At 66.2% G+C, this 13061-nt stretch carries 14 protein-coding genes and 1 pseudogene; 8 read left to right on the top strand and 7 right to left on the bottom strand.

Annotated features, from left to right (window positions below):
- Positions 1 to 2 precede the first annotated feature (2 nt).
- Genes BKG60_RS01930 through BKG60_RS01915 form a run of 4 tightly spaced genes read right to left on the bottom strand, consistent with a single transcriptional unit; the run spans position 3 to position 2820 of the window.
- A complete protein-coding gene (locus BKG60_RS01930) occupies positions 3 to 413 on the bottom strand; it encodes a VOC family protein (RefSeq protein ID WP_070186732.1) in 411 nt (136 codons plus the stop codon).
- Between the two features lie 5 nt (positions 414 to 418).
- Positions 419 to 853 carry a helix-turn-helix transcriptional regulator gene (locus BKG60_RS01925; protein WP_120764799.1) on the bottom strand — a complete coding sequence of 145 codons (435 nt, stop codon included), beginning with the start codon at positions 851 to 853 and terminating at the stop codon, positions 419 to 421.
- Positions 854 to 869: 16 nt separating this feature from the next.
- Positions 870 to 2123 (bottom strand): PQQ-dependent sugar dehydrogenase, encoded by a 1254-nt coding sequence (locus BKG60_RS01920; protein ID WP_070946490.1) that lies wholly within the window; start codon positions 2121 to 2123, stop codon positions 870 to 872.
- A complete protein-coding gene (locus BKG60_RS01915) occupies positions 2101 to 2820 on the bottom strand; it encodes a pirin family protein (protein WP_070186713.1) in 720 nt (239 codons plus the stop codon). Before BKG60_RS01915 ends, BKG60_RS01920 begins: the two co-directional genes overlap by 23 nt.
- Positions 2821 to 2892: 72 nt before the next feature.
- Between BKG60_RS01915 and BKG60_RS01910 the strand changes: the two genes are divergently transcribed.
- Positions 2893 to 3669, top strand: coding sequence for an SDR family NAD(P)-dependent oxidoreductase (locus BKG60_RS01910; RefSeq protein WP_070186714.1), 777 nt, complete (start codon positions 2893 to 2895; stop codon positions 3667 to 3669).
- An 88-nt stretch (positions 3670 to 3757) separates the two neighbouring features.
- A complete protein-coding gene (locus BKG60_RS01905) occupies positions 3758 to 4171 on the top strand; it encodes a YkvA family protein (RefSeq protein WP_070186715.1) in 414 nt (137 codons plus the stop codon).
- A gap of 58 nt (positions 4172 to 4229) precedes the next feature.
- On the opposite strand, the gene BKG60_RS01900 is transcribed toward BKG60_RS01905, so the two are convergent.
- Together BKG60_RS01900 and BKG60_RS01895 are read right to left on the bottom strand one after the other, a co-directional pair.
- Positions 4230 to 5354 (bottom strand): NDMA-dependent alcohol dehydrogenase, encoded by a 1125-nt coding sequence (locus tag BKG60_RS01900; protein ID WP_070186716.1) that lies wholly within the window; start codon positions 5352 to 5354, stop codon positions 4230 to 4232.
- Positions 5355 to 5441: 87 nt separating this feature from the next.
- Entirely contained in the window at positions 5442 to 6428 is a 987-nt protein-coding gene (locus tag BKG60_RS01895; RefSeq protein WP_070186717.1) for a TerC/Alx family metal homeostasis membrane protein, read from the bottom strand.
- 347 nt (positions 6429 to 6775) lie between these two features.
- Here BKG60_RS01895 and BKG60_RS01890 point away from each other — a divergent pair, with 347 nt between their 5' ends.
- Both BKG60_RS01890 and BKG60_RS01885 read left to right on the top strand, forming a co-directional pair.
- Positions 6776 to 7267, top strand: coding sequence for a VOC family protein (locus tag BKG60_RS01890; RefSeq protein WP_070186733.1), 492 nt, complete (start codon positions 6776 to 6778; stop codon positions 7265 to 7267).
- 154 nt (positions 7268 to 7421) lie between these two features.
- Entirely contained in the window at positions 7422 to 8318 is an 897-nt protein-coding gene (locus tag BKG60_RS01885; RefSeq protein WP_070186718.1) for a hypothetical protein, read from the top strand.
- Positions 8319 to 8345: 27 nt separating this feature from the next.
- On the opposite strand, the gene BKG60_RS01880 is transcribed toward BKG60_RS01885, so the two are convergent.
- A complete protein-coding gene (locus tag BKG60_RS01880; protein ID WP_070186719.1) occupies positions 8346 to 9371 on the bottom strand; it encodes a sigma-70 family RNA polymerase sigma factor in 1026 nt (341 codons plus the stop codon).
- Between the two features lie 24 nt (positions 9372 to 9395).
- Between BKG60_RS01880 and BKG60_RS01875 the strand changes: the two genes are divergently transcribed.
- The 4 genes and pseudogenes from BKG60_RS01875 to BKG60_RS01860 all read left to right on the top strand — a co-directional run.
- Positions 9396 to 10235, top strand: a complete 840-nt coding sequence (locus BKG60_RS01875) for an alpha/beta hydrolase (protein ID WP_070186720.1) — start codon at positions 9396 to 9398, stop codon at positions 10233 to 10235.
- Positions 10232 to 11230 (top strand): alpha/beta fold hydrolase, encoded by a 999-nt coding sequence (locus BKG60_RS01870; RefSeq protein WP_070186721.1) that lies wholly within the window; start codon positions 10232 to 10234, stop codon positions 11228 to 11230. Before BKG60_RS01875 ends, BKG60_RS01870 begins: the two co-directional genes overlap by 4 nt.
- A gap of 9 nt (positions 11231 to 11239) precedes the next feature.
- Positions 11240 to 11983, top strand: coding sequence for a DUF2786 domain-containing protein (locus BKG60_RS01865; RefSeq protein ID WP_070186722.1), 744 nt, complete (start codon positions 11240 to 11242; stop codon positions 11981 to 11983).
- Positions 11980 to 12300 (top strand): annotated as a pseudogene (locus tag BKG60_RS01860) (TIGR04338 family metallohydrolase); the annotation flags it as partial. The gene BKG60_RS01865 and the pseudogene BKG60_RS01860, both read left to right, overlap by 4 nt.
- Positions 12301 to 13061: the final 761 nt, after the last annotated feature.

Here is a 13061-nt window from a genome sequence, read left to right as displayed (position 1 = left end):
GGCTAGCGCGACTCCTGGATACGGACCATGTTGCCGGCAGGATCGCGAAGCGCGCAGTCACGCACACCGTATGGCTGCTCGGTGGGCTCCTGGACCACCTCGACATCGCCGGCCTGAACTCTCTCGAATGTACTGTCGAGGTCTTTGGTGGCGAGCAGCAGCGTCCCGAAGGTGCCTTTGGCCATCATCTCGGCGATCGTGCGGCGCTCTTCATCGGTGAGGCCCGGGGTCGCCGACGGTGGGTAGAGGACGACGGAAGTGTCGGGCTGGTTCGGTGGACCGACCGTGATCCACCGCATCTTGTCCTTACCGACGTCGAGGCGGACCTCGAAGCCGAGGACGTCGCGATAGAACGCAAGCGATTCTTCCGGATCGTCGAGGGGCAGCATGCTGGAGTGAATGGTGAGTTCCATGGTTTTCACGCTAAGTGCAGGCGGGTGGCGGGCGCTTCTCGATTCCTGATCGGTTTGGTGACCTGTTTTTCCATGCACGATGGCAGCCCGCCGGTCACCGCGGACGTCTGCTCGCGGTAGCGGCTGGGCGGGATGCCGACGAGCTCGGTGAACCGGGTGCTGAACGTGCCGAGCGAGGAGCAGCCGACGGCGAAGCAGACTTCGGTGACAGACATGTCGCCACGCCGCAGCAGGGCCATCGCCCGCTCGATGCGACGGGTCATCAGATACGAATACGGCGACTCGCCATAGGCGATCTTGAACTGCCGGGACAGGTGCCCGGCGGACATGTTCACCCCGCGGGCGAGCGCTTCGACGTTCAACGGCTGCGCGTACTCACGGTCGATGCGGTCCCGGACGCGTCGCAGCAGCTTGAGATCGCCCAGCTGTTGGTCGGTCACATCGGCGATGGTACGGCTACGGCGCCAGCCGATACACCGCGCCGGCGTAGTCGTCGGTGATGTACACCGCGCCGTCCGGGCCGGTTACCGCTGCCACCGGGCGGCCCCAGCGGCTGCCGTCGTCGGCCTGGAAACCGCCCGCCAGGGTCTGCTGCGGGCCCAATGTGCCGTCTTCCCAACCGAAGAACGACACCTCCGGCGCCTGCGGCGACCGCCGGTTCCACGACCCGTGCACCCCGACCAAGGCGCCGGGGCCGTAGCCGGGGAGCTCGGCAAAACTCATCCCCAGCGGGGCCGAATGTGCGCCCAGCGTCTGCTCGACGGGCGCCAGCGCCGCACAGTCCATCTGGGCGCCGTCGGCGTTGGTCTGCATGTCCCGGATGAACCCGGCCGGTGGCGGGCCGTCGGGATTGCAATACGGCCAACCCAATTCGCGTCCCGGAGTCAGTTTCGCCACCGATTCCGGCGGATGGTCGTCCACATAGGCCTGCCGCACCCGGCCCTGCGGATCGGCCACGTTGTCCCGGTTGTTCACCGCGGTCCACAGCGAGCCATCCGGGGCGAGTGCCAGACCTGTGCCGTTGCGCACCCCCGTGGCGAACGGGGCCGCCGGGCCGCCGCCGGGCGGCACCCGCATGATGGTGGCCCGCGGCGGGGTGGCGTCGCGGTCCTCGGCTGAGATGTTGCCCGTCGAGCCGATCGAAAAGTACACCGCGCCATCAGATCCCACGACCACACTCTTGAGCGCATGGGCATAAGCGCCATGCAGGTCGGGGCTCTTGGCGTCGGGTAGGCCGCCGGCGACTGTACGGCGGTTGAGTGCCTGCCCGTCGACGTAGTCGTAGGCGTCGATCTGGTTGCTCTCGGCCACGTACAGCGTCGGGCCCGCGAAGAACAGGCCGTGCGGCTGCTCCAGGCCGTCCAGCAGTGTGCGCTGGTCGGGGCGCACGGTCAGTACCTGCCCGGTGGCCGGCACCGATATCAACAGCGCACCATCCGGGGCGAACGCCGCCATCCTGGCCTTGGGCACCCGCGCGATCACCTCGATGGTCCAGCCGGCGGGAATCAGGGCGTGACGAGGCTCGTCGAGCGGCGCCTGGGCGAATCGATCGGGCACCTGTAGGAGCACCGATGCCAGGCCTGCAGCTGGCCGTTGCGAACTGGACGGCGATGGCGTCGGCGGCGGCCCCGCTTCGGGCGGCGTCCCGCACGCGGCCAGCGAGGCCGCGGTGGCGAGTGCGATCGCGCTACGCGCCGCCCAGACCCGCATTCATCTCCCAGACCAGGATTTCGGCTTCGGTGTCGGCCGTGACCCGTCCGCCCGACTCGGTGAGCCGGGCGGCGTCACCCTCGGCGAGCGGCCCGCAGCCCTCCAAGGTGACCGACCCCCGCGCGACGAAAAGGTGGACGTAGCGGGCCGAGGGCAACTCGACCGAACCGCCGGACCGCAGGCGGGCGCCGTACAGCGTGGCGTTGCGATTGTGCAGCGTGACCGCAGCGTCGCGGGCACCGGAGGCGATCGGCATCAACGTGTCGGCCAGCTCGATCTCCTGCTGCTGATAGCTCGGTGTCACCCCGGCGGTATCGGGCAGCACCCACATCTGCACGAAATGCACGGGCTCGCTGTCGGATCCGTTCTTCTCGGAATGCTCTACACCTGTGCCCGCCGACATCCGTTGCGCCAGCCCGGGATAGATCACCCCGGAGTTGCCCATCGAATCCGCGTGCGCCAGCTGACCGGACAGCACCCAGGTGACGATCTCCATGTCCCGGTGCGGGTGGGTGTCAAAACCGGCAGCCGGCGCGACGATGTCGTCGTTGTTCACCAACAACAGCCCGTGGTGGGTGTTCGCCGGGTCGTAGTAATCGGCGAAGGAGAACGAGTGCCGCGATTGCAGCCAATCGGTGGTGCTCGCACCACGGTCGTCCGCGCGTCGGATATCGACCCTGGACGTCCCGGAAGCCATGGCGCCAGCCTACCGAGGGCCATAGCTGACCAACCGGTGGATCGGTTAAGCGCGGGGCTTAGTGTGTGGGGCGTGGAACTCAACGGAGCAAGCGCCATCGTCACCGGTGGCGCATCAGGTATCGGCGCGGCGACTGCCCGCCAGTTGGCCGCCAAGGGAGCCCGCGTTGTCGTGGCTGACCTGCAGGCGGATAAGGGCGAGGCCCTCGCCAAGGAGATCGGCGGCGCCTTCGTCAGCGTCGACGTCACCAACACCGAGCAGATCGAGGCTGCGGTCAACAAGGCCGGCGAGCTCGGCCCGCTGCGCGCACTGGTGAACTCGGCCGGCATCGGCTGGGCCCAGCGCACCATCGGCAAGGACGGCGAGTTCGCGTCGGCGCACAATCTGGATGCCTACAAGAAGGTGCTGGCGATCAACCTGGTCGGCACGTTCGACTGCATCCGGCTGGCCGCCACCGCGATGAGCCGCAACGAGTTCACCGACACCGGCGAGCGTGGCGCCATCGTCAACATGACCAGCGTCGCGGCTTTCGACGGCCAGATCGGCCAGGCGGCCTACTCGTCGTCCAAGGGTGGTGTCGTCGGCCTGACCCTGCCGGTGGCGCGCGATCTGTCCGCAGCGGGCATTCGCGTCAACACCGTGGCCCCCGGGCTGATCGACACCCCGATCTACGGTGAGGGCGAAGCCTCCGAGGCGTTCAAGGCCAAGCTGGGCGAGTCGGTGCTGTTCCCGCACCGCCTGGGCAAGCCCGACGAGCTGGCCTCGATGGTCGTCGAGCTGCTGACCAACTCGTACATGAACGCCGAGGTCGTCCGCGTCGACGGCGGCATCCGGATGCCACCCAAGTAACCCCTCGCGTCACTCGCGAGCACACATCGAACTGCCCCTTTTCCATGCGAAAAGGGGCAGTTCTGTGTCTGTTCGGCAGAATTCTTCTGTGGCCGACAACTGGTGGATCAGTGCGCTGATCGGCCTCGGGGCAGCACTGTTGCTGAGCTGGCTGATTCTCGTCGTCGCGCTGCTGGTCATGCGGCCCCGCGGAAACCTGCTCACCGAAGCGCTGCGGATACTTCCCGACCTGCTGCGGCTGATCCCGCGGCTGGCCGCGGACAAGTCGCTGCCCCGTGGCGTGCGCGTTCGGCTGGCCCTGCTGGTCGTCTATCTGGCGCTGCCCATCGATGTGATCCCCGATTTCATACCGGTGCTCGGCTATGCCGACGACGCCATCATCGTCACCCTGGTGCTGCGCAGCGTGGTGCGGCATGCCGGTTTGGCGGCCGTGCGGGCGCACTGGCCCGGGACCGACGACGGGTTCGACGTTTTGGTGCGGTTGACGGGCCTCACCCGCTGAACAACGCAAAACCCCCTTTCGACGCTGAAAGGGGGTTTTGGGTCTGGTGCGGCGGTGCTTACCAGTCCGACTCGTCGAACTTGATGACACCGCGAATGTTGTTGCCGTCCAACATGTCCTGGTAACCCTGGTTGATGTCTTCGAGCTTGTAGGTCCGGGTGACCATGTCGTCGATGTTGAGCAGCCCCGACTTGTAGAGCGCCACCAGTCGCGGCGTCTCCACATGTGAGCTGCCGCCGCCGAAGATGTTGCCCTTCAACGTCTTCTGCAGCATGGTGAACAAGAACAGGTTGAGCTTGACGTCGGCGTCCATCATCGAGCCCATGCCGGTCACCACGCAGGTACCGGTCTTGGCGGTGAGGATCATCGCCTCTTCGATATACTCGCCCTTCATCTCACCCACGGCGATGATGACCTTGTCCGCCATCAGGCCCCACGTCGTTTCCATCACCGGCGCGATGGCCTCGGCCATTGACGGGTAGACGTGCGTGGCGCCGAACTTGATGGCCTGCTCGCGCTTCCACTCGTTGGGGTCGATGGCGATGACGTGCTTGGCGCCGGAGATCACCGCACCCTGCAGTGCGCTCATGCCGATACCGCCGACGCCGACGACGATGACCGTCTCACCGGGCTTGACGTCGGCGACGTTGGTGGCCGAACCGAAGCCCGTCGGCACCGCACAGCCCATGATGGCCGCGGTCTCGAACGGGATGTCCTTGTCGATCTTGACGACGGAGTCCTTGTGCACGGTCATGTACGGCGCGAAGGTGCCGAGCAGGTTCATCGGCGACACCTCGTGGCCGCCGGCGTGGATGCGGTTGGTGCCGTCGGCGATGGCCTTGCCGCCGAGCAGGACCGCGCCGCGATCGCACAGCGAGCGGAAGCCCTTCAGACAGGGCGGGCACTCACCACAGGCGGGGATGAACGCGAGGATGACGTGGTCGCCCTCCTCGATGCCGGTGACGTTCTTGCCGACCTTCGTGACGACGCCGGCGCCCTCATGGCCGCCGAGCGCCGGCAGCGCCATCGGGGTGGCACCGGTGGTCAGGTGGTAGTCCGAGTGGCACATGCCCGCGGCATGCATCCGGATCTGTACTTCGTCGGCGACGGGGTCGCCGAGGTCGATCTCGTCGACCTTGAATGGCGAGTTGAGTTCCCACAGCAGGGCGCCTTTGGTCTTCATGGGAGGCGATAATAGAACACGTTCTAGAACTCGTCAGTAACCAGTCTCTGACCTGGGCGGTTCCCAGGCTATTATTCGTCGCCGGACTCATCGGTGGGCGTGGGCCGGCTTGCGGCTGCGGTTGCGGTTGCGGCGGACGCTCGCGCCCACTGTCACGGCCAGGACGAACAGGATGACCGCAAGCGAGAGCAGGGTCGGAATTTGCGGCACTGCCGGCCACACCCCATGAGCCCAGTGCAGTCCGAGCTTCACCCCGATGAAGCCGAGCACAGCCGCCAATCCGTAGTCGAGGTAGGCCAGCCGGTCCAATGCCCCGTGCAGCAGGAAGTACAGCGCCCGGAGCCCGAGGAGCGCAAACGCGTTCGTGACGAACACCAGGTACGGGTCACCGGTGATCCCGTACACCGCCGGGACGGAGTCCACTGCGAACACCACGTCGGTTGTCAGCACTGCCACCACCACGACCGCGAACGGCGTGATCGCCCGGCGACCGCCGATCCGGCCGAACACCCGTGGACCCTCGTACCGTTCGGTGACCGGCACGATCCGTCGTAGCGCGCGGACGCTACGTAGCCGCGCGATGTCGATCTCGCGGCTTTGCCCGCCGCGCGCGGCGCACAACAGCTTCACCGCGGCGAACACCAGGATCATCCCGAAGAGCAGGAACACCTCGTCGAACGCCGCTATAGCCGCAGCGCCAAGGACGATGAACACCGTTCGCAGCAACAGAGCGCCGGCGATCCCGTAAAGCAGGACTCGCTGCTGAAGCTCGGCAGGCACAGCGAACGCGCCGAGCAGCACTATGAACACGAACAGGTTGTCGACGCTGAGCGACTTCTCAACGAGGTACCCGGTCAGGTAGTCGAGACCGCTGCCGCCACCATGGGCGCCCCACACGTAGAGGGTGAACGCGAACGGGAGCGCAACATAGAACGTCGACCACCCGACCGCCTCGCGGACGGTGACCGCGTGTGGCCGTCGGGTCAGGGCGAAGTCCACCGCAAGCAGGGCGATGACCGCCCCTACCGTGACGAGCCATAGGGCCGGAGAGCCAATCGAATCGATGCTGCGCACCGATCATCCGTGCGAGTGGTGCCGGTGGTGGAGCCAGCCGTGATGGTGCTTCCACCGCACGACGTCCCTACCGATGAAAAAGACCAAAGCACCGCCCCATGCGATGACCCCGACAACAGCGATCAGTTCGAGAATGTCGATGTTCACGACGCACCTCCGCCGAGTTCGTCCGACGAAGGTCTTCCCCGGCGTTTGCCCTGCGGGCCGGGCGTTCGCAGCCGAGATGACGACCCGCAATGTCAGGGGTACTCCCCTTCCGTGTTCTCCAGGTTAACCGCCCTGCGCGGTCCCGAAAACCCATGCCGATACGTGCGATGAATTGGGCACCGAAAGCCGGTCATCACACCATGACCGAAATCAAAGCCAGCATCGTCCCCAACCTCTGGTTCGACCGGGAGGCCGAACAAGCTGCCCAGCACTACATCGCCGCGTTCGGCGGCAACGGCCGCGTCCTCAACACCATCTCCTCACATCCCGATTCACCGTCTCCGCAAGATGTGCCCGTGGTGGTCGAGTTCGAGCTGGCCGGACAGCGCCTGGTCGGCATCAACGGTGGCCCGCAGTTCACCTTCAACGAAGCCATCTCCCTGGAAGTGCGCGTCAGCGGCCAAGAGCAGCTCGACCAGGTCTGGGCTGCGCTGGTCGAGGGCGGCGAGGAATTGCCGTGTGGCTGGCTCAAAGACAAATACGGTTTGGCCTGGCAGATCACCCCGACCGAGTACTACGACCTGCTGGGCAAGGGCGACCCCGAGGCTGACTCCCGGTTGATGTCGGCGGTGCTCAAGACGGTCGGCAAGTTCAACATTGCCGAGCTGCAGGCGGCCTACAAGGGTTCCTAGCCTGCGACTGGCCACTTATGCGACGCCAGTGGCCGGACAACGTGCCATAACTGGCCACTCGGTGCTGTCCACAGCGTGGGATCCATTCACAGTCGGCCGAACCTGCTGCCTCACGTATGGGTTTCGCGTCGTGGGCTGCCGACACCGTGGCCCCATGGGCAGACCTTTCCTGGGAACCGAGGCCTTGGCGTCGGGTTCGGTGACCAGACGAACCCTGGCAAGCCGGTACGACGCGGTGTATCGCAACGTCTACCTCGCCAAAGACGCTGAGCTGACGGCACAAACCCGCGCTTTGGCGGCCTGGCTGTGGTCCGGGCGAAACGCCACGATGGCCGGTCTCTCGGCAGCTGCGCTCTACGGCACCCAGTGGATTGCCGCGGCGGAGCCGGCCGAACTGTATCGCCGCAACGGCAAGCCAGTCGACGGCATCCTGATTCACCGGGACAAGCTCCTTGATGGTGAGACGCGCAGTCGCGGCGGCGTGCTCGTGACCACTCCTGCGCGTACCGCGTTCGACCTGGGCCGCCGCGTCGGCCGGAATGCCGCGGTGATCCGGGCGGACGCGCTTGCACAAGCGACCGGCGTGCGCCCTGCCGACGTTGAATCGCTTATCGACCGGCACCCCGGCGTCCGTGGGCTAAAGCAGCTGCGCGACGTAGTACGACTGATGGACGGTGGTGCCGAATCACCTCCAGAAACCGAGACTCGGCTCATTTTGGTCGACGCTGGACTTCCCAAGCCCACTACCCAGATCGTGGTGCGCGGCGACTTCGGCCGCAGAAAGTACGCACGAATCGACATGGGCTACGAGGAGTTCAAGGTAGGGGTCGAGTACGAAGGTGCGCAGCACTGGACGGATCCTCAGGTCCGGGCCAACGACATCGACCGCTACGCCGAACTGGCGGCACAAGGCTGGTTGATCGTTCGGGTCGGCGCGGACCTGCTGTACCGCCGCCCGCACGTGATCGTCGCTCGAGCGTGTGCGGCGCTGCGGGTTCGCGGTGCTCAGTGGCCAGTTATCGCACAGAATCTGAGTGACTGCGTGGCTTAAGTGGCCACTCGATGGCTATGGAGACACCTAGAGGGCCACCGGCAGCCCGAACTTCTCGAACAGCTCCAACTCCATGAACGCCACCACATGTGAGATGCCGCCGGGGCGCACCTCGAGGACGTGTAGCTGGAACGCCTCGTGCACGCCTGTCTCGCGGTTGAGCATGTACATCGCCGCGGCGGGCTGGCCGTTGGCGCTCGTCGCGATGAACCGCATGTCCCCGGGCTCCTCGGCCGGGCACTTGTACCGGGCCAGGTCGCCGACGGCCTGTGGCCCGCGGTACCAGCTGTCGAACGGCGGCATCTCCCAGATCGCCTCGGCGGTGAACAGCTCGACCAGTTTGTCGATGTCGTAGGCCTCGAACGCCGCCATGTAGTTGCGCAGCAGGTTCTGCGCGTGCGGGGAGTCCGGCGCGGCGATCTCGTCGTCCTGGCTGGGGCCCACCGCGTCGAGCTGGGCGCGGGCTCGTTGCAGCAGGCTGTTGACGGCGGCCGTGGACGCCCCGATCGCCTCGCCCACCTCCGCGGCCTTCCACTGCAACACCTCACGCATCACCAGCACCGCGCGCTGACGAGCCGACAGATGCTGCAGCGCCGCCACGAATGCCAGCCGCACCGAATCGCGGGTCCCGACGATCGTGCTCGGATCGGCCGGGTCCGCGGCAGAATCCGGCAGGGGCTGCAGCCAGGGGATCTCGTGGTGTTCGGCGATCTCGTCGGTGGGCGACGAACTCGGATTGCCCAGGCCCGACGGCAGCGGGCGGCGCTGCCGGCCTTCCAGCGCCGTCAGGCACGTATTCGTGGCGATGCGATACAGCCAGGTGCGCACCGAGGACTTGCCCTGAAAGCCCTCGTAGGACTTCCAGGCGCGCAGGTAGGTCTCCTGCACCAGATCCTCGGCGTCATGCAGCGAGCCGGTCATCCGGTAGCAGTGGGCCAGTAGTTCACGGCGATAGCGCTGAGCCTCGGCCAAGAATGCATCGGCCGGGCTGTCGTCATCGAGGCGGTGGGCGAGGACCGTCACATTCGCGAGCTTACGCAGCACCTCCGACAACTTCGATCGAATACGCTCGCCAAGGTGACCAGCACGCGCAGTGAACAGACTTTCGACGGCGTCGGCGGGGTCCGCATCGTCTACGACGTATGGACGCCCGACGTCGCGCCGAGGGGCGTCGTCGTCCTCTCCCACGGTCTCGGTGAGCACGCCGGGCGGTATCACCACGTCGCGCAGCGGTTCGGGCAGGCGGGGCTGGTGGTCTATGCCCTCGACCACCGCGGTCACGGCCGCTCCGGAGGCAAGCGGGTGTACCTGCGGGACATGTCGGAGTACGTCGGCGACTTCCACACCCTGGTCGGTATCGCCGCCACCGAGTACCCGAGCCTGCCGCGTCTGGTGCTGGGACACAGCATGGGTGGCGGCATCGTGTTCAGCTACGGCGTCGAGTACCCCGACGAATACACCGCGATGGTGCTGTCCGGCCCCGCGGTGGCCGCACAGGCCGCGGTGTCGTCGGCCCTGGCGGTCGTGGCCAAGGCGCTGGGCAAGATCGCCCCCGGGCTGCCGGTGGAGAATCTCGACGTCGACGCGGTATCCCGCGATCCGGAGGTGGTGGCCGCGTACAAGGCCGACCCGTTGGTGTGGCACGGCAAGGTCCCCGCGGGCATCGCCCGGGCGCTGATCATCGTGGGCGAGACCATGCCGCAGCGCGCCTCGGCGCTGACCGCGCCACTGCTGGTGGTGCACGGTGAGAAGGATCGCCTGGTGTCCGCCGAGGGCAGCCGCCATCTCGTGGAATGTGTGGGGTCGCCAGACGTGCACCTCAAGGTGTACCCGGGCCTGTTCCATGAGGTGTTCAACGAGCCGGAGAAGGAGCTTGTCCTCGACGACGTGACGACCTGGATCGAGACGCATCTGTGAGAAAGCTTGTGGCGGTGGCGCTTTCGGTGTTGCTGGTGGCCGGCTGCGGGTCGGAACCGTCGAAGGAGTCCGCGGGCGGCGATCAGCCGTCGTGGACCGACACCGATGTCACGTTCGACGCCGACGGGCTCACGATCCACGGGAGCTATCGGCACCGGGACGTGGCCGGCCCGGCCGCACTGCTGATCTCGGAGAGCGGACCCACCGACCGCAACGGCGACAACAAGGTCGTCGGACCGATCGGCAACATGCGTCAGCTCGCAGAAACGTTGTCGGACAAGGGCGTTGCCAGCCTGCGCTACGACAAGATCGGTACCGGCGCGACCAAACTCGGACCCTACGAGAAGAAACCCGCCGAGGTGGTCAGCGGCGTTTACACCAGCGGGGCGGCCGCCGCGCTGCGGTTCCTGGCCGGCCGGCCGGACACCGATGCCGCCAAGCTGTCGATCTACGCGGTGGGCGAGGGCGCCATCCACGCCATGACCCTGGCCGGTGCCGGCGATCCGAAAGTGCATTCGCTGGCGCTGTTGCAACCGCTGTCGGGTCGCTACCTGGACATCATCACCAACCGCGTGCGCGCCGGAGCCGCCCCCGAGGTGCTCACCGCCTGGCTCGGTGCCGTGGACGAGATCCGTACCAAGGGCACCGTGCCCGCCGACCTCCCCGAGGGCCTGAGCGCGATCGTCAACAAGGACAACCTCAACGCCATCGTCGAAGCCGACAAGATCGATCCCGTGCGGCTCGCTGCCGCGTTGCCCGACGGTATGCCGGTGCTGCTCACCTGCTCGGACTCCGACTCCCAGGCCAGCTGCGAGATCGAGCGTCCGCTGATCGACGCGCTGCGGCACACCGCGCTCACGGTCGTCGAGCTCAAAGGTGTCAACCATGTCCTGCGCGACGATCCGACGGACAGCATCGCCAACTACGGCAAGCCCGGATCGCTGTCGCCGCAGGTGGTGGCTGCGATCGACAAGTTTGTCGGTGCCGATGGCTAGGTTTGTCGCGTGAGCGACGACAAGATGCTGGCACGGATCGCAGCACTGTTGCGTCAGGCTGAGGGCACCGACAACACCCACGAGGCCGAAGCGTTCATGGCGGCGGCGCAGCGGCTGGCCACGGCGACGTCCATCGACCTGGCACTGGCCCGGTCCCACTCGGCCGAACGCACGAAGGCGCAGATGCCGGTGCAGCGCACCGTCACCATCGGGGAGGCAGGCACCAAGGGCCTGCGCACCTATGTACAGCTGTTCGTGGTGATCGGCATGGCCAACGATGTGAAGTGCGATGTCGCGTCCAATTCGACGTTCGTCTACGCCTACGGGTTCGCCGAGGACATCGACGCCACCCACGCGCTCTACACCAGCCTGGTGTTACAGATGGTGAAGGCCTCCGAGAGCTACATCGCCTCCGGCGCGCACCGTCCAACACCGACCATCACGGCACGGCTCAACTTCCAGTTGGCGTTCGGAGCCCGCATCGGGCAACGGCTGTCAGAAGCCAAGGAAGAGGCCCAGCAGGAGGCCGACCGCGATGATCGTCCTGGTACGGCAATCGCATTGCGGGACAAAGATATCGAGCTGCGCAGCTTCTACCGGCAGGCGTCGCAGGCGCGCGGCACCTGGCGGGCCACCAGTGCGTCGGCCGGATACTCCTCGGCGGCCCGCCGAGCCGGTGACCGCGCAGGCAAGCGAGCGCGCCTGGGGCCGCAGCAGGAAATCTCGGGCGCGCGCGGCGCACTGGAGCAGTGAGTACCCGCGACAGCCAGCGGGCCAAGGTGTACGCCGCGGAGCAGTTTGTGCGCACGATGTTCGACCGTGCAGCCCAACACAGTTCGCGCGCCATCGACTTCTTCGGCACCTCACTCACATTGCCTCCGGAGGCGAAATTCGGGTCGGTGGACTCGGTACAGCGCTACGTCGACGACGTCCTGGCCCGGGTCGGGGCTGAGCCGGTTGCCGTGCGACCCCGTCGGGGAGCCACGGCGGCGCACTACGAGCAGGTCGACGGCAAGGCCGTCATCGCCGTCCCCGAACGCGACGCCTGGGCGCTGCGAGAGTTGGTGGTATTCTTTGGACACTTCACAGCTGTTTACAGGATACCGGTCTGATCAAGATCGTGTCGCCCAGCAGTCGGCGGGATTCTTGTGATTGCTCGTTGTGTACAGCGTCAAGGTCGCCAATATTGTTGCCTGGCAATGAGGATGGCTAGTGACTGCGAAGGGCACTAGATATTGCTCGCTTAAACGCTCTCGCCGACTGTCGAGGTGGTCCGTCCCTTGGGCGAGGTAACCGCGAGGCCGACGCATGACGGGCCTCAAACCGTGCAGCGGCGAAGCAAGCGGGGACCTTGACGATCTTGCTTGACGTATGCGCATCGCAGTGTGATCCCCAGATTCACTCGGCGAATCGCGAAGCGCTGTCCCTTTTACAGCGCGCTTCGAGGCTGGTCGCGAGTTAGTCGGGTCGGCCTCAAAATTTGAGCCGGTGGTCATATCCGCAGTGGCGATGCTGCAATGAATCCGTTTGTATCACCGCCGCAATTTGCGGGCGGCTTCCTTTTCGCTCAATAGTCGGGCGGACGCGGGTCCTGGGATAGCGAGGTGTGCCGCGGCGGCATACACGATGCGAGCGAGATGGCATTCGAATTGCGGTGGATGCGGATTAGAAGCGGGCCATCGCTGCATACGCTGAACAGATATGCCGGATGGCATATCTGTTACTCTTCACCGTTTGTCTGACTTTCACGAGGGCTGAGAGAAGAAACGTATGCCGCGGCGCTGGGGGGCCCGAATTCTTACTGTCATGGCCATCGACACCGCCGGTCGAG

The organism is Mycobacterium syngnathidarum (assembly GCF_001942625.1).
Lineage (GTDB): Bacteria > Actinomycetota > Actinomycetes > Mycobacteriales > Mycobacteriaceae > Mycobacterium > Mycobacterium syngnathidarum.
Note: the sequence above shows the minus strand (reverse complement) of the source record. Positions and strands in the feature narration are given on the sequence as shown.